The organism is Microbacterium sp. NPDC055312, assembly GCF_053645675.1.
Genome location: NZ_JBSHMU010000002.1, coordinates 684,612 through 707,764 on the forward strand (window position 1 = coordinate 684,612; position 23,153 = coordinate 707,764).

At 68.1% G+C, this 23,153-nt stretch carries 25 protein-coding genes; 19 read left to right on the plus strand and 6 right to left on the minus strand.

The window, feature by feature from the left end:
* Window positions 1-35 precede the first annotated feature (35 nt).
* From secY to map, 3 genes are read left to right on the plus strand one after another with little or no spacing between them, the layout of a single operon-like run.
* A complete protein-coding gene (gene secY, locus ACWIDW_RS07730) occupies window positions 36-1,358 on the plus strand; it encodes a preprotein translocase subunit SecY (protein ID WP_454124240.1) in 1,323 nt (440 codons plus the stop codon).
* Window positions 1,355-1,951, plus strand: coding sequence for an adenylate kinase (locus ACWIDW_RS07735; protein WP_454124241.1), 597 nt, complete (start codon window positions 1,355-1,357; stop codon window positions 1,949-1,951). The genes secY and ACWIDW_RS07735 overlap by 4 nt, the downstream gene beginning before the upstream one ends.
* 8 nt (window positions 1,952-1,959) lie before the next feature.
* A complete protein-coding gene (map, locus tag ACWIDW_RS07740; protein WP_454124242.1) occupies window positions 1,960-2,799 on the plus strand; it encodes a type I methionyl aminopeptidase in 840 nt (279 codons plus the stop codon).
* 58 nt (window positions 2,800-2,857) lie between these two features.
* Here the strand turns inward: map and ACWIDW_RS07745 are convergent, their stop codons facing one another.
* On the minus strand, window positions 2,858-3,886 hold the full coding sequence (locus ACWIDW_RS07745) for a hypothetical protein (protein WP_454124243.1): 1,029 nt from the start codon (window positions 3,884-3,886) through the stop codon (window positions 2,858-2,860).
* A gap of 250 nt (window positions 3,887-4,136) precedes the next feature.
* On the opposite strand from ACWIDW_RS07745, the gene ACWIDW_RS07750 reads away from it, so the two are divergent.
* The 7 genes from ACWIDW_RS07750 to rplQ all read left to right on the plus strand — a co-directional run bounded on the left by ACWIDW_RS07750 (window position 4,137) and on the right by rplQ (window position 8,042).
* The gene (locus tag ACWIDW_RS07750; RefSeq protein ID WP_454124245.1) at window positions 4,137-4,796 is read left to right on the plus strand and encodes a DsbA family protein; all 660 of its coding nucleotides are present in this window, start codon (window positions 4,137-4,139) and stop codon (window positions 4,794-4,796) included.
* A 152-nt stretch (window positions 4,797-4,948) separates the two neighbouring features.
* Window positions 4,949-5,170 carry a translation initiation factor IF-1 gene (gene infA / locus ACWIDW_RS07755; protein WP_017201569.1) on the plus strand — a complete coding sequence of 74 codons (222 nt, stop codon included), beginning with the start codon at window positions 4,949-4,951 and terminating at the stop codon, window positions 5,168-5,170.
* A 61-nt stretch (window positions 5,171-5,231) separates the two neighbouring features.
* Window positions 5,232-5,348 carry a 50S ribosomal protein L36 gene (rpmJ, locus tag ACWIDW_RS07760; protein ID WP_071644008.1) on the plus strand — a complete coding sequence of 39 codons (117 nt, stop codon included), beginning with the start codon at window positions 5,232-5,234 and terminating at the stop codon, window positions 5,346-5,348.
* 193 nt (window positions 5,349-5,541) lie between these two features.
* Window positions 5,542-5,916: a 30S ribosomal protein S13 gene (gene rpsM / locus ACWIDW_RS07765; protein ID WP_454124247.1), complete on the plus strand. Its 375-nt coding sequence runs from the start codon at window positions 5,542-5,544 to the stop codon at window positions 5,914-5,916.
* Between the two features lie 27 nt (window positions 5,917-5,943).
* Window positions 5,944-6,342 (plus strand): 30S ribosomal protein S11, encoded by a 399-nt coding sequence (gene rpsK, locus ACWIDW_RS07770; RefSeq protein ID WP_454124249.1) that lies wholly within the window; start codon window positions 5,944-5,946, stop codon window positions 6,340-6,342.
* A gap of 158 nt (window positions 6,343-6,500) precedes the next feature.
* Window positions 6,501-7,490 (plus strand): DNA-directed RNA polymerase subunit alpha, encoded by a 990-nt coding sequence (locus ACWIDW_RS07775; protein WP_454124250.1) that lies wholly within the window; start codon window positions 6,501-6,503, stop codon window positions 7,488-7,490.
* 36 nt (window positions 7,491-7,526) lie between these two features.
* The gene (gene rplQ / locus ACWIDW_RS07780; RefSeq protein WP_454124252.1) at window positions 7,527-8,042 is read left to right on the plus strand and encodes a 50S ribosomal protein L17; all 516 of its coding nucleotides are present in this window, start codon (window positions 7,527-7,529) and stop codon (window positions 8,040-8,042) included.
* 118 nt (window positions 8,043-8,160) lie between these two features.
* Here the strand turns inward: rplQ and ACWIDW_RS07785 are convergent, their stop codons facing one another.
* Complete coding sequence (locus ACWIDW_RS07785; RefSeq protein ID WP_454124254.1) at window positions 8,161-9,417, minus strand: PAS domain-containing protein; 1,257 nt, start codon at window positions 9,415-9,417, stop codon at window positions 8,161-8,163.
* Window positions 9,418-9,586: 169 nt separating this feature from the next.
* Between ACWIDW_RS07785 and ACWIDW_RS07790 the strand changes: the two genes are divergently transcribed.
* The 8 genes from ACWIDW_RS07790 (at window position 9,587) to ACWIDW_RS07825 (ending at window position 16,062) form a co-directional block, all read left to right on the plus strand.
* Complete coding sequence (locus ACWIDW_RS07790) at window positions 9,587-10,603, plus strand: Bug family tripartite tricarboxylate transporter substrate binding protein (protein ID WP_454124255.1); 1,017 nt, start codon at window positions 9,587-9,589, stop codon at window positions 10,601-10,603.
* A 1-nt stretch (window position 10,604) separates the two neighbouring features.
* Window positions 10,605-11,150 (plus strand): tripartite tricarboxylate transporter TctB family protein, encoded by a 546-nt coding sequence (locus ACWIDW_RS07795; RefSeq protein ID WP_454124257.1) that lies wholly within the window; start codon window positions 10,605-10,607, stop codon window positions 11,148-11,150.
* Window positions 11,150-12,697, plus strand: coding sequence for a tripartite tricarboxylate transporter permease (locus ACWIDW_RS07800; RefSeq protein WP_454124259.1), 1,548 nt, complete (start codon window positions 11,150-11,152; stop codon window positions 12,695-12,697). The genes ACWIDW_RS07795 and ACWIDW_RS07800 overlap by 1 nt, the downstream gene beginning before the upstream one ends.
* A gap of 64 nt (window positions 12,698-12,761) precedes the next feature.
* On the plus strand, window positions 12,762-13,559 hold the full coding sequence (locus ACWIDW_RS07805) for a sulfite exporter TauE/SafE family protein (RefSeq protein WP_454124260.1): 798 nt from the start codon (window positions 12,762-12,764) through the stop codon (window positions 13,557-13,559).
* A 59-nt stretch (window positions 13,560-13,618) separates the two neighbouring features.
* Complete coding sequence (locus tag ACWIDW_RS07810) at window positions 13,619-14,080, plus strand: FAS1-like dehydratase domain-containing protein (protein WP_454124261.1); 462 nt, start codon at window positions 13,619-13,621, stop codon at window positions 14,078-14,080.
* Window positions 14,080-14,481 (plus strand): MaoC/PaaZ C-terminal domain-containing protein, encoded by a 402-nt coding sequence (locus tag ACWIDW_RS07815; RefSeq protein ID WP_454124263.1) that lies wholly within the window; start codon window positions 14,080-14,082, stop codon window positions 14,479-14,481. Before ACWIDW_RS07810 ends, ACWIDW_RS07815 begins: the two co-directional genes overlap by 1 nt.
* Window positions 14,482-14,497: 16 nt before the next feature.
* Window positions 14,498-15,634 (plus strand): UDP-N-acetylmuramate dehydrogenase, encoded by a 1,137-nt coding sequence (locus ACWIDW_RS07820; protein WP_454124508.1) that lies wholly within the window; start codon window positions 14,498-14,500, stop codon window positions 15,632-15,634.
* A 32-nt stretch (window positions 15,635-15,666) separates the two neighbouring features.
* Entirely contained in the window at window positions 15,667-16,062 is a 396-nt protein-coding gene (locus ACWIDW_RS07825) for a VOC family protein (RefSeq protein ID WP_454124265.1), read from the plus strand.
* Window positions 16,063-16,148: 86 nt separating this feature from the next.
* On the opposite strand, the gene ACWIDW_RS07830 is transcribed toward ACWIDW_RS07825, so the two are convergent.
* The 4 genes from ACWIDW_RS07830 to aceB all read right to left on the minus strand — a co-directional run bounded on the left by ACWIDW_RS07830 (window position 16,149) and on the right by aceB (window position 21,550).
* Window positions 16,149-17,366: a pyridoxal phosphate-dependent aminotransferase gene (locus ACWIDW_RS07830; protein WP_454124266.1), complete on the minus strand. Its 1,218-nt coding sequence runs from the start codon at window positions 17,364-17,366 to the stop codon at window positions 16,149-16,151.
* A 161-nt stretch (window positions 17,367-17,527) separates the two neighbouring features.
* Window positions 17,528-17,992 carry a ribonuclease E activity regulator RraA gene (rraA, locus tag ACWIDW_RS07835; RefSeq protein WP_454124268.1) on the minus strand — a complete coding sequence of 155 codons (465 nt, stop codon included), beginning with the start codon at window positions 17,990-17,992 and terminating at the stop codon, window positions 17,528-17,530.
* A gap of 180 nt (window positions 17,993-18,172) precedes the next feature.
* Window positions 18,173-19,768: an isocitrate lyase gene (locus ACWIDW_RS07840; protein ID WP_454124269.1), complete on the minus strand. Its 1,596-nt coding sequence runs from the start codon at window positions 19,766-19,768 to the stop codon at window positions 18,173-18,175.
* 30 nt (window positions 19,769-19,798) lie between these two features.
* Window positions 19,799-21,550: a malate synthase A gene (gene aceB / locus ACWIDW_RS07845; RefSeq protein WP_454124271.1), complete on the minus strand. Its 1,752-nt coding sequence runs from the start codon at window positions 21,548-21,550 to the stop codon at window positions 19,799-19,801.
* 142 nt (window positions 21,551-21,692) lie between these two features.
* Between aceB and ACWIDW_RS07850 the strand changes: the two genes are divergently transcribed.
* The gene (locus tag ACWIDW_RS07850) at window positions 21,693-23,153 is read left to right on the plus strand and encodes a helix-turn-helix domain-containing protein (RefSeq protein WP_454124272.1); all 1,461 of its coding nucleotides are present in this window, start codon (window positions 21,693-21,695) and stop codon (window positions 23,151-23,153) included.

The window sequence follows — 23,153 nt, forward strand, 5'->3', positions numbered from 1 at the left end:
TTCGATGTTCGGCAATCCCTTCAGGAGGAACGCCCTTGTTTAGCGCCATCGCGCGAATCTTCCGCACGCCTGACCTGCGGCAGAAGATCCTTTTCACCATCGGCATCATCGCTCTGTACCGTCTGGGCTCGAATGTGCCGGCTCCGTTCGTGAACTTCCCGAACGTCGAGCAGTGCCTCGCTGCCAACGCCGGCACCGATGGCCTGCTCGGACTCGTCAACCTCTTCTCCGGCGGTGCACTGCTGCAGCTGTCGATCTTCGCCCTCGGCGTGATGCCGTACATCACCGCGACGATCATCACCCAGCTGCTGCGCGTCGTCATCCCGCACTTCGAGACCCTTCATCAAGAGGGCCAGGCGGGCCAGAGCAAGCTCACCCAGTACACCCGTTACCTCACGATCGCACTCGCGCTGCTGCAGTCCGCGACCGTGGTGACGGTGGCGCGCAGCGGTCAGCTCTTCGGCCAGACCGACGTCGCAGCGTGCAACAACCTGCTGACCAATGACGTGTGGTGGGCACAGGCGCTCATCATCATCGCGATGACCGCGGGCACGGGACTCATCATGTGGATGGCCGAGCTCGTCACCGAGCGCGGCATCGGCAACGGCATGTCGCTGCTCATCTTCACCTCGATCGCCGCCACCTTCCCGTCGTCGATGTGGGCCATCTGGGAGGCGAAGGGCTTCGAGACCTTCCTCCTGGTGATGATCATCGGCATCGTGGTGATGTCGCTGATCGTGTACGTCGAGCAGTCGCAGCGGCGGGTGCCCGTGCAGTACGCCAAGCGCATGGTCGGCCGTCGCACCTACGGCGGCACGAACACGTACATCCCGATCAAGGTCAACATGGCGGGCGTGATCCCGATCATCTTCGCCTCGTCGCTGCTGTACGTGCCGATGCTGATCGCGCAGTTCAACACGCCCGCCGACGGCAGCGAGCCGCCCGCATGGGTGGCGTGGGTGCTGGCGAACATGGCATCCGGCGACCAGCCGCTGTACATGGCCGCGTACTTCCTGCTCATCATCGGATTCACCTACTTCTACGTCGCGATCACGTTCAACCCGGTCGAGGTCGCCGACAACATGAAGAAGTACGGCGGGTTCATCCCGGGCATCCGCGCCGGTCGCCCGACCGCGGAGTACCTCGACTACGTCATCACCCGCATCACGTTCCCCGGTTCTCTCTACCTGGGCCTCGTCGCGCTGATCCCGCTGATCGCGCTGGCGACGGTGCAGGCCAACCAGAACTTCCCGTTCGGTGGCGCCTCGATCCTCATCATCGTGGGTGTCGGTCTCGAGACGGTGAAGCAGATCGACGCGCAGCTGCAGCAGCGCCACTACGAAGGGCTCCTCCGATGACCGCTTCCGCACGACTGCTGATCGTCGGCCCGCAGGGCTCCGGCAAGGGCACCCAGGGCATCCGCATCGCCGAGGCGCTGAACATCCCCGTCGTCTCGACCGGCGACATGTTCCGCGCCAACATCAAGGAAGGCACCGAGCTCGGTCAGAAGGTCACCGCGATCCTCGACGCCGGCGACCTGGTGCCTGACGAGCTGACCAGCGAGATCGTGCGCGACCGCCTGTCGCAGGACGACGCGCAGGGCGGCTTCCTGCTCGACGGCTACCCCCGCAACACGGCGCAGGTGCACCACCTCGACGCGTTCCTCGGCGAGCACGACGCGTCGCTCGACGCCGTGATCCTGCTCGACGTGCCCCGCGAGGAGAGCATCGCTCGGCTCAGCCTGCGTGCCGTGGAGCAGGGCCGGTCGGACGACACCGACGAGGCCATCGCGCACCGTCTCGACATCTACGAGAACGAGACCGCTCCGATCATCTCGGTGTACGAGCAGCGCGGCATCGTCGATCGCATCGACGGCGTCGGCTCGCTCGATGAGATCTCCGAGCGCATCTCGTCGGCCCTCGCCGCACGCGGCATCGGGCAGCTGGTCTGACCCGTTCGATGTTCCGCAAGTCGATCTACAAGACACCGGCCCAGTTGCGCTCGATGCTCGAGCCCGGGCTGATCACCGCCGCGGCGCTCGACGCGATCCGCCCGCTGGTGCGGGCGGGGGTCACGACGGCGGAACTGGATGCGGTGGCCGAGCGCACCATTCTCGATCGCGGCGCCGAGTCGAACTTCAAGCTCGTGCGCGGATACCGCCACACGACCTGCATCTCGGTCAACGAGCAGGTCGTGCACGGCATCCCGGGTGATCGGGTGCTCGAGCCGGGCGACATTGTCTCGATCGACTGCGGAGCACAGTACCAGGGCTGGAACGGCGACAGCGCCGTGACGTTCGTGGTGCCCGATGATTCGCGTCCCGAGCTGGTGGCGCGCCGCGAGGAGCTCTCGCGGGTCACCGAGGGGTCGATGTGGGCGGGGATCGCCGCCATGGCATCCGCGTCGCATATCGGCGATCTCGGAGCGGCGATCCAGGACTACATCGAGGCGCAGGGCGCATCGGAGGAGCCGTACGGCATCCTGCGCGAGTACGTCGGCCACGGCATCGGACGCAAGATGCACGAGGCGCCCAGCGTGTTCAACTACCGCACCCCGGATGCCGGCGCCGAGATCCGCCCCGGACTCGTGCTCGCCATCGAGCCGATGGTCACCGCCGGGGGAGAGGCGACGTTCATCGAGGACGACGACTGGACGGTCTCGACCGTCGACGGCTCGGACGGCTCGCACTGGGAGCACAGCGTCGTACGTCACGAGGGCGGCATCTGGGTGCTCACCGCGCCCGACGGCGGTGCCGCCGGCCTCGCACCGTTCGGCGTGACCCCCGTCCCGATCTCGTAGCCCCGCCGGTTTCGCTCCCTTCGCCCCGCGAGACTTCTCTTCCAGCACGAGACGGCGTTTATTGAACTCCGTCTCGTGCCCGAACGGAAGTCTCGCGCGGTGAACTCGGCTGAGACGGGAGGTGGTCACGACGGCGGTCTGAGAGCGAGGCGAGCATCTCCGGCTGCACCGGATGCTGTGGACGCAGCCCTGCTGCGGGCAGCGCGCCGACCAGCGGATCGACCTTCCAGGCGTCTGCCAGCTCCCATCGTGCGACCGGATGCCCGTGCCGCCGGAGCCTGTTCTCGCGGCGCTTCTCGGCCCTGAGCCGCTCAGCCGCTTCGTCGGCGTCGTCAAGGTGGTACTTGCCCCAGCCGTCAGCCTCTCCGACCACGCGGGTGGAACGGAAGTGAAAGTCGACCCTGTCATCGTTTCCGTCGTAGTGGAACTTACGCTGCAGCTCCGGCTCCTCGAATCCGCTCCACTCGATGATCGCCCGGCTCACACTCTCTGACGGGGACTCCGCTCGAGGGTCTGCTCGCTCGCATACCCAGCGGAGCATGGCCCGGCCCCGCGAACCGTTCTGGCTCCTGCTGCGAGTCATGATGTCGCTGACCGACACCGATCCACCCTGCGCGGGTGAGATCGCACTGTCTACGACGGCGAGAGCTCGCGCCGGCTGCAGCACCCGGGCGAGGTCGGCGGCAGTGTCGAGCAGCGACGTCACCCGCACGCCGGCGACCACGGCGATCTCACGCGGATCGGTGCTGGTGTGCACGCACACGTCTCCGCTGCGCTGCGAGGTCCTGAGATCGGGGTCGAACACATGAATGTCGCGCGGATGCCCGAACACCGGCATCCCATGCAGCACGGCCGCAGATTCGAGGCAAAGTATGGCATCCGGCCTGCTGCGGGCGAAGGCGTGCACCCGAGCCGCGTAGCGCTGCCACGGCTTCAACCTCAGGAACGCCTGCTTCGGCGCGTAGATGCCCCGCCGCAGCCGCACGTGGATCGAGGCGCGCAGCGTGATCCCCAGCATCCGCGCCTCCGATCGCGTGATCAGCGGAACCGGGGAGGCGACGATGGCACGTTCGATCAACAGCAGCATTCGCCCATCCAACGCAGTGCCGGACGCGAGCATCCGTCTCATTCCCACTTTCGGTGGAAAGCCAGTCGCGAACCTCCGGATGTGGAAAGCCGCGAGACTTCCGCTCCAGCATCAGACGGCGCTCATTGACACCTGTCTCGTGCTGGAAGGTAAGTCTCGCGGGAAAACGCTGCGCCGCGGCTCACATGGCAGGCATAGCGTGCAGACGGCAGAATGGGGGCGACAATTTTGTGCTGAAGATCGGACTGTCATGGCCCACGCCCAGAGCAAGCCCAACTGGTTCGCCATCGGAATCTCCATCGCCGTCGTCGTGGTGCTGGTCGCGCTGGGCGCGGTCGTCGTCTGGCTGAACAACCAGGCCACCGATGCAGGGCCGGCGCCGAAGAGCGACATCGTCAACTCCGAGACGGGGGCGATCACCATCGGTGAGGGCGAGGATGTCGTCACGACCTACCTCGACTTCATGTGCCCCGCGTGCAACTCGTTCGAGCAGGCCTACGGCCAGCAGCTGCAGGAGGCCGCAGCGGCCGACAAGCTGACGCTCGCGATCCACCCGATCGCGATCCTCGACCACCTCTCGCAGGGCACGGACTACTCGTCGCGTTCTGCCGCAGCCATGTACTGCGTCGCCGAGAACAACTCCGACAAGGCGCTCGACTTCATGAACGCGCTGTTCGCGAACCAGCCTGCCGAGAACTCGACCGGACTGACTGACGATCAGCTCAAGCAGATCGCCGACCAGGTCGGCGCCGACAAGGCGGCGGGATGCATCGACGACGGCACGTACCTGAAGTACGGCGCCGCGCAGGCGAAGGCGCACGAGATCAAGGGCACGCCGACGGTCGAGATCAACGGCAAGCGCCTCGACATCAACGAGATCAACACCGAGCTCCCGAAGGTGCTGCCCTGATCCAGCGGGGCTCCATTTGCCGCAGCGCCGCAAAGGGTATATCTTAGTTCCTTGGTGCCTTGTGCCTTATTGCGGCGTGTCCGAACGGGCTGCACCACATTCATCACCCACCCACCGCAGATCGGCCGATCTGCAGAAGCGTCAGCGAGGCTATGGCTAAGAAAGACGGTGTCATCGAGATCGAGGGCGTCATTTCCGAGGCGCTGCCCAACGCGATGTTCCGCGTTGAGCTCAGCAACGGACACAAGGTGCTCGCCACGATCTCCGGAAAGATGCGGCAGAACTACATCCGCATCATCCCCGAGGACCGCGTGGTCGTGGAGCTCTCGCCCTACGACCTGACCCGCGGTCGAATCGTCTACCGCTACCGCTGATCGGCCGAGAAGTAACGGCCTGCCCTGCGGGGCGGCACGAAGACAGCGAACAGGAACCATCATGAAGGTCAACCCCAGCGTCAAGCCCATCTGCGACCACTGCCGCGTGATCCGTCGTCACGGTCGCGTCATGGTCATCTGCAAGTCGAACCCGCGTCACAAGCAGCGCCAGGGCTGAGCAGGGGTCGGGCCGCGTGCTTCGGCATCCGGCCCGGCAGCTGAAGAACTGAATATCGAAAACAGGCAGCATCGGATGCTTCGGCAGACCCTGACCCTTCGACAGGCTCAGGGATCCAAGAGGCGGACACCTCGGGGCGGAGGCCCGGGACCGGATGCTGCTCCACACCTCCACAACACTCCAGGAGAACCGCATGGCACGTCTTGCCGGCGTTGACATCCCGCGCGACAAGCGCGTGGTGATCGGCCTCACCTACATCTACGGCATCGGCCGCACCCGCTCCGTCGAGATCCTCCAGGCGACCGAGATCGACGAGTCGATCCGCGTCAAGGACCTCACCGACGAGCAGCTCGTCGCACTGCGCGACCACATCGAAGGCAACTACAAGGTGGAGGGTGACCTGCGCCGCGAGGTCGCCGCAGACATCCGCCGCAAGGTCGAGATCGGCTCCTACGAGGGCCTGCGTCACCGCCGCGGCCTTCCGGTCCGCGGTCAGCGCACCAAGACCAACGCGCGTACCCGCAAGGGCCCGAAGCGCACCGTCGCCGGCAAGAAGAAGGCCCGCTAAGCGGCCAGGGAATAGGAGAACACTTTCATGGCTGCACCCAAGGCCGCCGCGCGCAAGCCGCGCCGCAAGGAAAAGAAGAACATCGCGATGGGCCAGGCCCACATCAAGTCGACGTTCAACAACACCATCGTCTCGATCACCGACCCGTCCGGCGCTGTCATCAGCTGGGCCTCGTCGGGTGGCGTGGGCTTCAAGGGCTCGCGCAAGTCGACGCCGTACGCCGCCGGCATGGCCGCAGAGTCCGCTGCCCGCCAGGCTGCGGAGCACGGCGTCAAGAAGGTCGACGTCTTCGTGAAGGGTCCGGGCTCGGGCCGCGAGACCGCGATCCGCTCGCTGCAGGCCGCCGGCCTCGAGGTGGGGTCCATCCAGGACGTCACGCCTCAGGCACACAACGGCTGCCGCCCGCCGAAGCGCCGTCGCGTCTGATCTCGCGCATTCGCCTCACTGGGCCCTTCGGCAGGCTCAGGGACCCAGAAGCAAGGCTCAGGGACCCAGTGAGGCGGACTCGCCCCCAGATTTTCCACAACTTCAGACCTCACCCCACACATGTCATATAGCGGGCATGTGATCGAAAGGAACACATAGTGCTCATCGCACAGCGTCCCACTCTCACCGAGGAGAAGATCTCCGAGAACCGCAGCCGGTTCGTCATCGAGCCGCTGGAGCCCGGTTTCGGATACACGATCGGCAATGCGCTGCGTCGCAGCCTGCTCTCGTCGATCCCCGGCGCATCGGTCACCACCATTCGCATCGACGGCGTGCTGCACGAGTTCAGCACGATCCCCGGTGTGAAGGAGGATGTCACCGAGATCATCCTCAACATCAAGCAGCTGGTGGTCTCCAGCGAGCGCGACGAGCCCATCACCGCGTACCTGCGCAAGACGGGTGCCGGCGAGGTCACCGCGGCTGACATCTCCGCCCCGGCGGGTGTCGAGGTGCACAACCCCGACCTGGTCATCGCGACGCTCAACGACACCGCTCGCTTCGAGCTCGAGCTGACCATCGAGCGCGGCCGCGGCTACGTCTCGGCGGCGCAGAACCGCAACGAGTACGCCGAGGCCGGCCAGATCCCGGTCGACTCGATCTACTCGCCGGTGCTCAAGGTCAGCTACCGCGTCGACGCCACCCGTGCGGGTGAGCGCACCGACTTCGACAAGCTCGTGCTGGACGTCGAGACCAAGGCCTCGATCCTCCCGCGCGACGCCGTCGCATCCGCAGCCAAGACCCTCACCGAGCTGTTCGGCCTCGCCCGCGAGCTGAACGTCGAGGCCGAGGGCATCGAGATCGGCCCCGCGCCGGTCGAGGCTGTGCTCTCCAGCGAGCTCTCCATGCCGATCGAGGACCTCGATCTGTCGGTGCGCTCGTACAACTGCCTCAAGCGCGAGGGCATCAACACCGTCTCGGAGCTGGTCGCCCTTTCCGAGACGCAGCTGATGAACATCCGCAATTTCGGACAGAAGTCGGTCGACGAGGTGCGCGACAAGCTCGTCTCGCTCGGTCTGTCGCTGAAGGATTCGGTGCCCGGTTTCGACGGCGCCCACTTCTACAGCGCAGGCGAAGACGAGTCCTTCTGAAACCCGACATCTTTCTGACCAGGAGCTAGACGAATCATGCCCAAGCCCACCAAGGGTCCCCGCCTCGGAGGCGGCCCCGCACACGAGCGCCTTCTTCTCGCGAACCTCGCGGCAGCGCTCTTCATCCACAAGTCGATCAAGACGACCGAGACCAAGGCGAAGCGCCTGCGTCCGCTCGCCGAGCGCCTGATCACGCTCGGCAAGCGCGGCGACCTGCACGCGCGCCGTCGTGCGCTCACCGTGCTGCGTTCGAACAAGGACGCCGCGCACGTGCTGTTCAACGAGATCGCGCCGCTGGTCGCCGACCGTCAGGGTGGCTACACCCGCATCACGAAGGTCGGCAACCGCAAGGGTGACAACGCCCCTATGGCCGTGATCGAGCTCGTCCTCGAGCCCGTCACCCCGAAGAAGAAGGCTGCGAAGCCGGCCGCCAAGGCCGAGGCACCCAAGGCCGAGAAGGTCGAGGAGGCTCCCGTCGAGGAGACCACCGAGGCTCCGGTCGAGTCCACGGACGAGACCACCGAGGCTCCCGCCGAGGAGAAGGCCGAGTAAGACCTTCCTCCGGATCGAAGAAGCCCGCCGCCCCTCACGGGGTGGCGGGCTTCGTCGTCGTCACGACCGGATGCCCGCGGCGGGCGCACCAAGACGTTCAGCGCTCCGCCGGGCGCCCTCAGCCGCGCACGCCCTCCGCCGCCGCGTCGATCATCCGGTACCGGGTGCCGGGGCGGCCCTTCGTCGAGTAGTCCAGCGTGCGCACCGCCCGACCCGTGCTCGCCAGGTGCTCGAGATAGCGACGCGCACTCACCCGCGACATCCCGAGCACATCGCCGAGCTCGGCGGCGGACGCGTCGGGATTCTCATCCAGCGCGGTCACGACGCGATCGAGCGTCTCGGCGCTCAGGCCCTTGGGAAGGCCGGCGCGACGGCGGAACGCGATGATGGCATCCGCAGCCTCGACCCGGCGCACGACATCGTGCAGCTCGGTGTGATCGCGCAGCAGCAGGGTGGCATCCACAGCCTCCCCGTCGACGCGCCCACCGGTGCCGCGAGCCACCAGCACGTGACTGCCGACGATCACCGGTTGCCCGGCGTCCTCGCCGTCGCGCAGCACGGCGAGCAGCTCGTCGTCGAGCACGTCCGACGCCCGCGCCCCGGTGAGATCGCCGACGTCGGCTCCCAGCAGGCGCGCCGCCGCATCATTGGCCAGGGTGATCGTGCCCGAGGCGTCGACCGTGACCACGCCCTCGCTGAGTCCGTGCAGCGTCGTCTCCTGGTTGCGCACGAGAGCGGTGATCTCGTGCGGCTCGAGCAGGTGGATGCGCCGGCGGATCACCGACGTCACCCACGCCGAGCCGAAGATGCCCAGGATCACGGCGACCAGCATCGCGCCGATGATCCACGCGAGGTTTCCGGCGAACTCTCCCGTGCCCTGCGATTCGAGGATGCCCACCGAGACCGTGCCGATCACCTCGGAGCCCTTGAAGACCGGCACCTTCACGCGCCACGACGGCCCGAGCGTGCCGGTCTGCGTGCCCATGTAGATCTCGCCGGAGAGCGGCACAGAGGCGTCGGTCGACACCTTCTGCCCGATCCTCTCGGGATTCGGATGCGAGAAGCGGATGCCGTCGGCGTCGGCCACCACGACATAGGTGAGATCGGATGCCCGGCGGATGGTCTCGGCGAGAGGCTGCACGGTCGCAGACGGATCCGCATCGTCGAACGCGTCGAGCACGACGGGCATCGATGCGATCGACTGGGCGACCGCGAGCATGCGATCCTCATACGCATCGCGCACCGTGTGCGCCTGGATGATCCCGGCTGTCACACCCGCGATCAGCGTCACCACCGAGACGATCAGCGCCTGAAGCAGGATCAGCTGCACGCGCAGCGGCATCCCGCTGAACGTCATCTGCGACGCGTGCGTCATCCTCGAGGCCACAAGACCATTCTCCCCGCGCAGGCGAGCAGCGGAACCGCCTGGCGAAGGCATCCGAGACCAATACTTTCGAAAGCCCGACCATTGATTTCAGAACCAGATCCGGCCGCGGGGTGTGCCTAGGTTTGCCAGCATCCCCACACCGCTCAAGGAGGAGCGCATGAAGAAGTCACGCTCAGCTCTGGTCGCCATCGCCGCCGTCGCGGCACTGGCACTCGCCGGATGCTCATCGCAGAACGCCGCACCGCAATCCGACTCCGACGCGAAGGGCGAGGCCTCGTCGTTCACCGACGTGTCGCTCATCGTCCCCGCCGACCCGGGTGGCGGGTGGGATCAGACCGGTCGGGCGATGTCGAAGGTCCTCACCGACGGCGACATCGTCGGATCCGCCCCGGTCACCAACGTCGGCGGTGCCGGCGGCACCGTCGGCCTCGCCCAGCTCGGGAACCAGAAGGATCCGGCGACGCTCATGGTCATGGGCCTGGTGATGGTCGGTGCGATCGAGACGAACGCGTCGAACGTCCGCCTCGAGGACACCACGCCCATCGCCCGCCTCACCGACGAGCCTCTCGTGGTCGTCGTGCCCGAGGCGTCGAAGTACAAGACCCTCGAAGACCTCGTCGAGGACATCGTCGACAAGGGCCAGGAGGTCACGGTGACCGGTGGCTCCGCGGGCGGCGCCGACCACATCCTCGCCGGTCTGCTGCTCGAAGAGGCCGGGGTGAAGGGCGCCGACATCCCGTCGAAGCTGAACTACACGCCCAACTCCGGCGGCGGAGAGGCCGTCTCGCTCCTCGTCGGCAACAAGGTCGCCGCGGGGATCTCGGGAGTCGGCGAGTTCCTGCAGTACATCGAGGACGGCTCGATGCGCGCACTCGCCGTCTCGTCCGAGGAGGCGGTCGACGCGCTCCCCGAGGTGCCCACGATCACCGACGCCGGGTACGACGTCGTGCTGACCAACTGGCGCGGTGTGGTCGCCCCCGGCGGCATCTCCGACGCCGACCGCGACGAACTGGAGCGCATCGTGACCGAGATGCACGAGAACAAGGCGTGGACCTCGGAGCTCGAGACGAAGGGGTGGGCGGATGCCTTCCTCGTGGGCGACGAGTTCGACGCGTTCCTCGACGAGAGCATCGCCGACGTCACCGGGACGCTCAAGAACATCGGGCTGATCTGACATGAACGCCCCGATCCACGGGGCGGCTGAGCGGGCCGAGGCGACTCGGCCCGCTCAGCGGGTTCCCCTCGGTGAACTCGTCTTCGCCCTGCTCATGCTCGCCCTCGGCGCGTTCGCGCTCATCGGGGCCTTCTCGATCCACGTTCCGGTCGGTGTGAAAGTCGGCCCCACGATCTTCCCGATCTTCGTGTCGATCGTGCTGCTCGGCTCTGCCGCCGCCGTACTCGTCTCGGTGCTTCGCGGCAACCGGGCAGAGCTCGAAGACGGCGAGGACATCGACCCCGACGCGAAGACCGACTGGCTCACCCTCGGAAAGATCGTCGGAGCGGTCGTCGCGCACCTCGTGCTCATCGACGTCATCGGATGGGCGCCCGCCGCCGCTCTGCTGTTCGGCATCGTGGCGTGGTCTCTGGGCGCCAGGCGCTGGTGGCTCGCCTTGCTCATCGGCTTCGCGCTGAGCCTCGTCGTGCAGGTCGTCTTCGCCGGTCTGATGGGTCTGTCGCTGCCCTGGGGGCCGGCGCTCGGCTGGCTGGGAGGACTGTTCTGATGGACAGCTGGACCCTGCTTCTCGAGGGCTTCGCGACCGCGCTGCAGCCGCAGTACCTCGTGTTCGCCTTCTTCGGCGTGCTGATCGGCACGGCCGTGGGCGTGCTGCCGGGCATCGGCCCGGCGATGACGGTGGCCCTGCTGCTGCCGCTGACCTACACCCTCGACCCGACCGCGTCGCTGATCACCTTCGCCGGCATCTACTACGGCGGGATGTACGGCGGTTCGACCACCAGCATCCTGCTCAACACACCCGGCGAATCCGCCTCGATCGTGACCGCGATCGAGGGCAACCGGATGGCCAAGCTCGGGCGGGGCGCCGCCGCGCTCGCGACAGCGGCGATCGGCTCGTTCATCGCCGGCACGATCGCGACCGTGGGACTCACGCTGCTCGCACCCGTGCTCGCGCAGTTCGCCGTGAACCTCGGCCCGGCCGACTACGTGGCGCTCATCGTCATCGCCTTCGTCACCGTCGGCGCGCTGATCGGCAGCTCCGTGCCCCGCGGCATGACCTCGCTCGGGGTCGGCCTGTTCCTGGGGCTGGTCGGCACCGACACGCTCACCGCGCAGCAGCGCTACACGCTGGGACTGCTGCCGCTGTCGGACGGCATCGACATCGTGCTCGTCGCGGTCGGCCTGTTCGCCGTGGGGGAGACGCTGTACATCGCCGCTCGTCTGCGACACGGCAGCATCGACGTCATCCCGGTGACCGGCGGCTGGCGCAGCTGGATGACGAAGGACGACTGGAAGCGCTCGTGGAAGCCGTGGCTGCGCGGCACCGCGATCGGCTTCCCGATCGGCACCATCCCCGCCGGCGGCGCCGATGTCGCGACCTTCCTCTCGTACGCGACCGAACGAAAGCTGTCGAAGCGCAAGAACGAGTTCGGCCGCGGTGCGATCGAGGGCGTCGCCGGACCCGAGGCCGCGAACAACGCCGCTGCGGCCGGCGTGCTCGTGCCGCTGCTGACGCTGGGGCTGCCGACCACGGCGACGGCGGCGATCATCCTCGTCGCGTTCCAGGCGTACGGCCTGCAGCCGGGGCCGCAGCTGTTCCAGAACCAGCCCGCGCTGGTGTGGGCCCTGGTGGCCAGCCTGTACCTCGGCAACGTCATCCTCATCGTGCTCAACCTGCCGCTGGTCGGGATGTGGGTGAAGCTGCTGCAGATCCCGCGACCGTACCTCTACGCGGGCATCCTGCTGTTCGCCGCCTTCGGCGCGTACGCGCTGAACTTCGCCGTCGTCGACGTCCTGATCCTGGTGATCATCGGCGTGCTCGGCTACTTCATGCGGCGCTTCGGGTATCCCGTGGCCCCGCTGGTCGTCGGCATGATCCTCGGTCCGATGGGCGAGGAGTACCTGCGAAAGGCGCTGCAGCTGAGCCAGGGCGACCTCACGACCCTGGTGGCGCAGCCCTTCGCGGCCACCGCCTACGCGGTGCTCGCGGCGCTGGTCGCCGGGGGACTGTGGCTGCGACGACGGCAGCAGCGCTACGAGCAGGCGCTGACCGAGTCGATCGCGGTGCCGATCACGGCGGATCAGGAGGTCTGAGCGCGAACGGCCGTGCCGCGGGAGAGAACGGGGGCGCGGGACCGCCGGCGATAGTCTGGACTGCGTGAACGCAGAGCACCAGGCCATCACCCGGGGGCCCCGCGCCTACCTCTCCTTCATCGGCATCGGTCTGACGGCAGGTCTGCTCTCGGGTCTGTTCGGGGTCGGTGGCGGCACCGTGATCGTGCCGCTGCTGGTGCTGCTGCTCAGCTTCGGGCAGCGCATCTCTGCCGGCACGTCGCTGGCGGCCATCGTCCCGACCGCGAGCGTCGGGGTGATCTCGTACGCGATCTCCGGTTCGGTCGCGTGGATCCCCGCGCTCATCCTGGCCGCCGGCGCCGTGGTGGGCGCGCAGATCGGCTCGCGCCTGCTGCCCCGGGTCTCGCAGACCGCGCTGCGCTGGGGGTTCGTCGCCTTCCTGCTCGTCGTGATCGTGAGTCTGTTCGTCGTCATCCCCTCACGCGCCGCCGAGTTCGAGCTCGGCTGGCTCAACGGCGTCGCGCTGGTCGCGGTCGGGGTGGTCACCGGTGTCATCGCCGGGCTGATCGGTGTCGGCGGCGGAGTGATCATCGTCCCCGTGCTCATGCTCGGCTTCGGCACGAGTGACCTCGTGGCCAAGGGAACGTCGCTGCTGATGATGATCCCCACGGCGGTGTCGGGCACGATCGGCAACCTGCGCCACCACAACGTCGATCTGGTCGCCGCCGCCCTGATCGGCGTCTCCGCCTGCACCACCACCGCGCTCGGTGCCTGGCTGGCGACGATGATCGACCCGTTCACGGGCAACATCCTCTTCGCCGCCTACCTCGTGGTGATCGCCGTGCAGATGACGCTGAAGGCGCTGCGGTCGCGCACCCGCTGAGGCGTTTCCCCCGGCCCGACCGGCAGGGCCCGCCCAGACCTCCCGGGTAGGATCGTGGGGTGCCCGTGAACAGTGAACTGATCGGCCGGGAGTTCCCGCCGACGGCCCCGTACCTCGTCGGACGTGAGAAGGTGCGCGAGTTCGCGCGTGCCGTCTTCGCCGACGCCCCGCAGCACATCGACGTCGAAGCGGCTCGCGCCGCGGGCTACTCCGATCTCGTGGCGCCCCCGACGTTCCCGATGGTCATCCAGGACCTCACGCTGCAGCAGCTGCTCTCCGAGCCCGACTCCGGCATCGTCCTGGCGCGCACCATCCACGCTGAGCAGCGCTTCCGGTACAGCCGCCCGATCGTCGCCGGCGACGAGCTCACCGCGCAGCTGGCCGTCACGGGCATCCGCTCGCTCGGCGGCAACGCGATGATCACCAGCGAGGCGAGCATGACCGACACGGCGGGCGAGCACGTCGTCACAGCGGTCAGCGTGCTGCTGGTCGGCTCCGACAGCGAAGGGGAGACCGCCTGATGGCCGATTTCACCGTCGGCGACGTCATCGCCGAGCGCACCCTGCACCTCACTCGCGAGTCGCTCGTCCGCTACGCGGGCGCATCCGGCGACTTCAACCCGATCCACTACCGCGACGACGTGGCCGCCTCCGTCGGGCTGCCCGGCGTACTCGCGCACGGGATGCTGACCATGGGCCTCGCCTCGTCGGTCGTGCTCTCGGCTCTTCCGGCCGACACGCGCGTGGTCGACTACGGCGTGCGCTTCACCAAGCCGGTCGTCGTCGACGCCGAGACGGGCGCCGACGTGCACGTCGTCGCGAAGGTCGGCGCGGTCGACGAGGCCACGGCGCGCATCGACCTCACCGTGAGGGCGGAGGAGACGACCGTGCTCGTGAAGGCCCAGCTGCGGGTCGCGCTCTGACATGACATCCGCCGACGTGATCGAGATCACCCCCATCGCCCTGCGCGAGCTCACCACCCTGCGCACCGGCGCCGCGCCGCAGCGGATGCTCGAGGCGCGAACCCGCGAGCAGCTGCTCGCCGCGCTGCAGGACGTCTGGTCGGCGGGCGACGACTGGTTCGTGCTGGGGGGCGGGTCGAACCTGTTCGTCGGCGACGCGCCCTACGACGGCACGGTCATCCGGGTGCTCACCGAGGGCGTCGAAGAGGTGCCGTCGCCGCACGAGGGACGCATCCGGCTGCGCGTGCAGGCCGGGCACAACTGGGATGCCCTGGTCGCCTACGCCGTCGAGCGCGGCTATGCCGGCATCGAGGCGATGAGCGGCATCCCGGGTACGGTCGGCGCCGCCCCCGTGCAGAACGTGGGCGCGTACGGGCAGGAGATCCAGGAGACCCTGGTCGAGGTCGAGCTGATCGACGAGCACGAAGACGCTCCGGTGGTGCTGCCTGCCGCCGAGCTCGGGCTGGGCTTTCGCACCTCGGTGCTCAAGCACCACTACGGCGAGGCCGAGGGCCGTCGCGCGGTGATCCTCTCGGTGACCCTCGACCTCGCCGTCACCGGCGACGCGGGCCGGATCGTGCGCGGCGAGCAGCTGCGCAGAGCGCTGAGTCTCGAGGACTACGAGCCCGTGCCGCTCGCCTGGGTGCGCTCCCGGATCCTCGAGACGCGCGCGGCGAAGGGCATGCTGCTCGATGCCGACGACCCCGACACCTGGAGTGCCGGCTCGTTCTTCCAGAACGCGATCGTGCCCGAGCCGGTGGCGCGCAGCCTGCCGCCCGAGTGCCCGCGCTGGCCCGTCGAGCCGGACCTCGACTCGGTGACGGTCATCCCGCTGGACTCGTATTACGGACTCACCCCGAGGGAGGAGAAGCCCGTGGCCTCGGTGAAGGTCAGCGCCGCGTGGCTGATCGAGAACTCCGGGATCCGCAAGGGCTTCCGCCTGCCGCAGTCTCGTGCAGGTCTGTCGACCAAGCACGCGCTGGCGCTCAGCAACAGGGGCGGCGCGACCGCCGCCGAGCTGAGCGAGCTGGCCCGGTTCATCCAGAGTCGGGTGCACTCCGAGTTCGGTCTGCTGCTGCAGCCCGAGCCGGTGCTCGTCGGCGTCGCGCTGTAGGTCATCGCGGTCGCCGCGCGTACACTCGCCGGATGACCGGACTGATCCCGTACCTCCTGTTTCCCGGCCGCGCCGCGGAGGCGCTGACGTTCTACGCATCGGTGTTCGGCGGTGAGACGCGCCTGTTCACCTACGCCGACGCAGGGCGCACCGACGGCCCCGGCGACGCGATCGCGCACGGGATGCTCGACGGTCCCGTCGAGCTGGCGGGGGCGGATGCCGCGGCCGGCGAGAGCACGGTCGAGATGAGCGGCATGTTCTTCTCGCTGCTGGGCGCGGCGGAGCCGGCGACCCTGGCTGCCTGGTTCGACGCGCTCGCCGAGGGCGGCCGCATCATCGACCCGCTGCAGAAGCGCCCGTGGGGCGACCACGACGGCACGCTCGTCGACCGCTTCGGCGTGCCCTGGCTCATCGGCCACCAGGGCTGACAACTGCCGTCACCCGCACCTCACGACGACGCCCCCGGTGCGAACGTGCGCACCGGGGGCGTCGGCAGGGGCCTCGACGATGGACGTCAGGCGGAGAAGAGACGCTGCAGGCGCTGCACGCCCTCGAGCAGCTGGTCATCTCCCAGGGCGTACGACAGACGCAGGTAACCGGACGGGCCGAAGGCCTCGCCGGGCACGACCGCGACCTCGGCCTCGTCGAGGATGAAGTCGGCGAGCTCGAGCGAGGTGGTCGGCGTCACGGTGCTGCCGTCGCGTCGCGTCCAGGTGCGGTTCAGCAGCCCCTGCACGTCCGGGTAGACGTAGAACGCGCCGGTCGGGGTGGGCACCACCATGCCGTCGATCTTCGACAGCTCCGCCACGATCAGCCTGCGACGGCGGTCGAACGCCTCGCGCATCTTCTCGGCTTCGTCCTGCGGACCGTTCAGCGCGGCGATCGCGCCGCGCTGGGCGACGTTGTTGACGTTGCTCGACAGGTGCGACTGCAGATTGGCGGCGACCTTGATGGCATCCGCCGGGCCCACCATCCAGCCGACCCGCCAGCCCGTCATCGCGTACGTCTTCGCCACACCGTTCACGAGGATGGTCTGGTTCGCGATCGCGGGCAGCGCCTGCACGATCGACGTCGCCTCGACACCCTCATAGGTGAGGTTCTGGTAGATCTCGTCGCTGATCACCCAGATGCCGTGCTCGAGCGCCCACTCGGCGATCGCCTTAGTCTCGTCGGCGGTGTAGACCGAGCCCGTTGGGTTCGACGGCGAGACGAACACGAGCACGGTGGTGCGCTCGGTGCGCGCGGCCTCGAGCTGGTCGACGGTGACCTTGTACTCCTGGTCGGCGCCGGCGAAGACCTCGACCGGCACGCCGTCGGCCAGCTGGATGGCCTCGGGGTAGGTGGTCCAGTACGGCGCGGGCAGCAGCACCTCATCGCCGGGATTCACCACCGCCTGGAATGCCTGGTACACCGACTGCTTGCCGCCGTTGGTGACGATGATCTGCGACGGCGAGACTTCGAGGCCCGAGTCGCGCAGCGTCTTCGCGGCGATCGCCTCGCGCAGCTCGGGCAGACCCGCGGCGGGGGTGTAGCGGAAGTTCGCCGGGTCTTCGAGAGCCTTCGCCGCCGCGTCGACGATGAACTGCGGAGTCGCGAAGTCGGGCTCGCCGGCAGCATACGAGATGACGGGCTTGCCCTCGGCCTTGAGGGCCTTGGCCTTGGCATCCACCTTCAGGGTGGCGGACTCGGCGATGGCGGACAGTTTGCGGGAGAGGGGGGCGCGTTCGGTCACGACTCCGATCGTACTCGGCGCGGCGCGGGGAGACCTCTCTGTTCGGTCCCGCCTTCGCGAGCGTAGGCGAACACGTGGACGCAGGCCGAAATGGGCGGATTCCGTCCTGTGCTCGCGTGTTCGCCTGCGCTGGGCGAGCCGAAGCGGCCGGATGCCGGTGATCAGCGCTCGACGAGCACGCCGTCTTCGTCGGCGTACAGCCGGGTTCCCGGGCGGAAGACGACTCCGCCGAACTCGACGACGATATCGAGCTCGCCGGTGCCCTGCTTGCCGCTCTTGCGCGGATTGGTGCCGAGTGCCTTGACCCCGAGGGGCATGGTCGCGATCGCGGCGCTGTCGCGGATGCAGCCGTGGATGACGACGCCGGCCCAGCCGTTGTCGACCGCGAGCTGCGCGATCATGTCACCCATCAGCGCCGTGCCGTACGAGCCGTCGCCGTCGACGACGAGCACCGCGCCGTCGCCGGGGGAGGAGAGCAGCGATTTCAGCAGCAGGTTGTCCTGGTAGCAGCGCACGGTGCGGATCGGACCCTCGAACGAGGCGTGCCCGCCGAACGAGCGCAGCTGCAGGGGCAGGGACTGCAGGTCGTCGCCGTGCACGTCGTACAGATCAGCGGTGGATGTCATGTCTCACTCTTATCAGGGTCTGGGTGGCGCTTCGACAGGCTCAGCGTCCCAAAGATGGGGCCCTGAGCCTGCCGAAGGGCGGATCAGCGGCCCAAGAGGGGGCCCTGAGCCTGCCGAACGACGGCGCATCGACAGGCTCAGCGTCCCAAAGATGGGGCCCTGAGCCTGCCGAAGGGCGGATCAACTGAACTGGTTCATCGTGTTGTGCTGACCGCCGGCCTTCAGGGCCGCCTCGCCGGCGAAGTACTCCTTATGGTTGTCGCCCAGGTCGGATCCCGCCATGTTCTGGTGCTTGACGGTGGCGATGCCGCCGCGGATCTCGCGGCGCTGAACGCCCTTCACGTACGCGAGCATGCCCTCGTCGCCGAAGTACCCCTTCGCGAGGTCGTCGGTCGACAGCGCGGCGGTGTGGTAGGTCGGCAGGGTGATGAGGTGGTGGAAGATCCCGGCCCGCGCCGATCCGTCGCGCTGGAAGGTGCGAATCTTCTCGTCGGCCAGCGCGGCGAGCTCGGTGTCGTCGTACTCGACGCTCATCAGCCTGTCGCGGTCGTAGGCCGAGACGTCGTCACCGCGCTCGGCGAGCAGATCGTACGCCTGCTGCCGGAAGTTCAGCGTCCAGTTGAACGACGGGCTGTTGTTGTAGACCAGCTTCGCGTTCGGAACCACCTCGCGGATGCGATCGACCATGCCGGCGATCTGCTCGACGTGCGGCTTCTCGGTCTCGATCCACAGCAGATCGGCGCCGTGCTGCAGCGAGGTGATGCAGTCCAGCACCACGCGGTCCTCGCCGGTTCCGGGCCGGAACCGGTACAGGTTGCTCGGCAGGCGCTTGGGGCGCACCAGCCGGCCGTCGCGCTTGATCACCACATCGCCGTCGCCGAGGTCGTCGGCGGCGATGTCGTCGACGTCGAGGAACGAGTTGTACAGATCTCCCAGATCGCCCGGCTGGCGTGAGACGGCGATCTTCTGCGTGAGCCCGGCGCCGAGGGAATCGGTGCGGGCGACGATGACACCGTTGTCGATGCCGAGCTCGAGGAAGGCGTAGCGCACCGCGTTGATCTTCGCGAGGAAGTCCTCGTGCGGGACGGTCACCTTGCCGTCCTGGTGACCGCACTGCTTCTCGTCCGACACCTGGTTCTCGATCTGGATGGCGCAGGCGCCTGCCTCGATCATCTTCTTCGCGAGCAGGTACGTCGCCTCCGGGTTCCCGAAGCCGGCGTCGATGTCGGCGATGATCGGCACGACGTGGGTCTCGAAGCCGTCGATCTGCGACTGGATGAACTCCGCGGCGGTCTCATCGCCAGCAGCCCGGGCGGCGTCGAGCTGGGTGAACAGGAGGTCGAGCTCACGGGCATCCGCCTGCCGGAGGAAGGTGTAGAGCTCTTCGATCAGCGCGGGAACCGCGGTCTTCTCGTGCATCGACTGATCGGGGAGGGGTCCGAACTCCGAGCGCAGGGCCGCGACCATCCAGCCTGACAGGTACAGGTAGCGCTTGTTCGTCGACTTCATGTGCTTCTTGATCGAAATCATCTTCTGCTGGCCGATGAAGCCGTGCCAGACGCCGAGCGACTGGGTGAAGACCGAGGAGTCGGCGTCGTACTCCTGCATGTCGCGGCGCATGATGTCGGCGGTGTACTGCGCGATCTCCAGTCCGGTGCGGAAGCGGTTCTGCGCGCGCATGCGCGCGGCCGATTCGGGGTCGATGGCACTCCAGCCGGCGCCCTGCGCGGCCTTCAGCTGCCGGATGGCGTCGATGTCGTCCTGGTAGCGGGTCATGGCATGTCCTTCGTGTGATGAGCGGATGGGTCAGTCGTTGTCGGTCAGGTAGCGGGAGTACGCCGGCAGGGTGAGGAACGCGGGGAACTCGGGCTGCAGCGCGACCTGACGGAAGATCTCGGCGGCGTCGTCGAAGCGGTCCTGCTGGGCCGCCGGGCCCTGCTGGGTCCCTGAGCCTGGCTGGGTCCCTGAGCCTGGCTGGGTCCCTGAGCCTGGCTGGGTCCCTGAGCCTGTCGAAGGGCGGTTCTCGGCGAGCACCTCGCCGATCAGGCCCTCGACATAGTCCACCGTGATCGCGGTGCCTTCGTCGGTGCGGCGGTCCTGGTGGATCCACTGCCACACCTGCGAGCGGCTGATCTCCGCGGTCGCGGCGTCTTCCATGAGGCCGTCGATGGCGACCGCGCCCTGACCGCGCAGCCAGGCCTCGAGGTAGCGGATCGCCACCGACACGTTCTCGCGGACCCCGGCCGCGGTCACCGGGCGGCCGATGCGCAGGTCGAGCAGCTGGGCAGCCGTCACCTCGACGTCGTCGCGTCGGCGGTCGAGCTGGTGCGGGCGCTCGCCGAGCACCGCGTCGAACTCGGCCTTCGCGGTGGCGACGAGATCGGGGTGCGCCACCCAGGTGCCGTCGAATCCGTCGCCGGCTTCGCGGCGCTTGTCGGCGGCGACCTTCTCGAGCGCGCGCTCGGTGGCCTGTGCGTCACGACGGTTCGGGATGAACGCGCTCATCCCGCCGATCGCGTGCGCTCCGCGCCGGTGGCAGGTCTTCACGAGCAGCTCGGTGTACGCCCGCATGAACGGCACCGTCATGGTGACCTCGCTGCGGTCGGGCAGCACGAACCGTGCACCGCGCCCGCGGTAGTTCTTGATGATCGAGAAGATGTAGTCCCAGCGGCCGGCGTTGAGGCCCGCGCAGTGGTCGCGCAGCTCGTACAGGATCTCGTCCATCTCGAACGCCGCGGGCAGGGTCTCGATCAGCACGGTCGCGCGGATCGTGCCGTGCGGGATCCCGATGTACTCCTCGCTGAACGAGAAGACGTCGTTCCACAGCCGTGCCTCCTCGCGGGACTCGAGCTTGGCGATGTAGAAGTACGGCCCGCGTCCGGCGTCGATGAGCGCCTGCGCGTTGTGGAAGAAGTACAGCCCGAAGTCGATCAGCGAGGCGGATGCCGTGAGCCGGCGGCCCGAGCGGTCGGTGAACTCGACGTGCTTCTCGCTCAGGTGCCAGCCGCGGGGGCGCATCACGATCGTGGGCGTCTGCTCGGCGGTGATCCGGTACTCGCGACCGTCGGCGCTCGTGTGGGTCAGCTCGCCGCGGATCGCGTCGCGCAGCGACAGCTGCCCGCCGATGATGTTGCGCCAGGTCGGGCTGGTCGCGTCCTCGAGGTCGGCGAGCCACACCTTGGCGCCGGAGTTGAGGGCGTTGATCGTCATCTTCGGGTCGGTGGGCCCGGTGATCTCGACGCGGCGGTCTTCCAGGCCGGGACCGGCACCGGCGACCCGCCAGGAGTCGTCATCGCGGATGTGCGCGGTGTCGTCGCGGAAGCGCGGGTCGTGGCCGTTGCCGATCTCGAACCGTGCGCGCTGCCGGTCGGCGAGGCGGTCATGGCGCCGTCCGCCGAAGCGGTGGTGCAGTTCGGTCAGGAACGCGATGGCCTCCGTGGTCAGGATCTCGTCCTGGCGGTCGAGCCGCGGTCCGGTGACGTGCAGCGTCGGGCCGAGATCGGCGGAGACGGCTGCCGCGACGGTGCGAGTCGGTGCGGTCGCAGTGGGAATGCTCATGATCTGTCTCCTCCGTGAGTGTCCGGTCGGCCGGATGGCCGAGGTGGCGTTAGATCCACTGTGGGTGAAGAACAGCATCCGGAATGACCAGAACGACAGTGAAGTTCGCGCGAATTTCTGTTTCTGTGACAGACTTTCCGGCATGACCCTACGATCGGCTCAGGATTCGAGCTCAGAGGCCGACGCGCTGACCATCGGCCGGCGCATCCGCCAGCTGCGCACCGCGCGGGGGATGACGCTCGAAGAGCTCGCCACGCGCATCGATCGCGCGCCGAGCCAGGTGTCGATGTTCGAGACCGGCAAGCGCGAACCTAAGCTCACCCTGCTGCAGGCGATCGCGAAGGTGCTCGGCACGACCCTTGACGGCCTACTCGAGGGCGAGCCGCTCGACGAGCGCGCGACCCGCGAGATCGCGCTCGAACGCGCCATGAAGGGCCAGACCTTCCAGGCCCTCGGCATCCCGTCGTTCCGGATCGGCAAGTCGCTCTCCGACGACGCGATCGACGCGATGCTGGCCCTGCACGGCGAGATCGAGCGGCTGCGCGACGAGCGCGCCGCGACGCCGGAGGAGGCGCGCCGCGCCAATCTCGAGCTGCGCCATCTAATGCGCCGGCAGGACAACTACTTCGCCGATCTCGAGGCGCAGGCACGCGAGATCCTCGACGCCGTGGGGCACCCGGGCGGGCCGCTCACGCAGCGCACCGCGTCGGAGATCGCCGCGCATCTCGGCTTCACCCTGCACTACGCGCCCGACCTGCCGCAGTCCACCCGCAGCGTCGCCGATCTCGCGCACGGCCGGCTGTACCTCTCCAGCAGCGTCCCGGCGAAGGGCGATGCGCGCACCGCCGTGCTGCAGGCGCTGTCGAGTCGCATCCTGGGGCATTCCGAGCCGCGCAGCTATGCCGAGTTCCTGCGCCAGCGGGTCGAGACGAACTACCTCACCGGGGCGCTGCTCGTGCCTGAGGCGCACGTCGTGCCCGTGCTGCAGGATGCCAAGCAGCGCCGCGCCATCTCGGTCGAAGACGTGCGCGACGCCTACTCCATCTCGTACGAGACCGCAGCGCACCGGTTCACCAATCTCGCGACGCGGCACCTGGGCATCCCGGTGCACTTCCTCAAGGTGCACGAGTCGGGCACCATCACGAAGGCTTACGAGAACGACAATGTGAACTTCCCGACCGACCGGCTCGGCTCGATCGAGGGGCAGATGTGCTGCCGCCGGTGGACGAGCCGCACGGTCTTCGACGTCGACGACCGCTTCAACCCGTACTACCAGTACACCGACACCGGCAACGGCACCTACTGGTGCACAGCGCGCGTCGAGCCGTCGAGCGAGGGGCTGCACTCGGTGAGCGTGGGCGTGCGCTTCGACGACACGAAGTGGTTCGTCGGGCGCGACACCCCGAATCGGGGCGTGTCGAAGCACTCCGTCGAGACGTGCTGCCGCCGCGCGCCTGTCGAGCTCGAGGAGCGCTGGCGCGATCAGGCGTGGCCGAACGTGCGCACCCCGCGCACCCTGCTGGCCACCCTGCCGACGGGGTCGTTCCCCGGCATCGACACCACCGACGTGTACGAGTTCCTCGAGGCGCACGCGCCGCGCTGA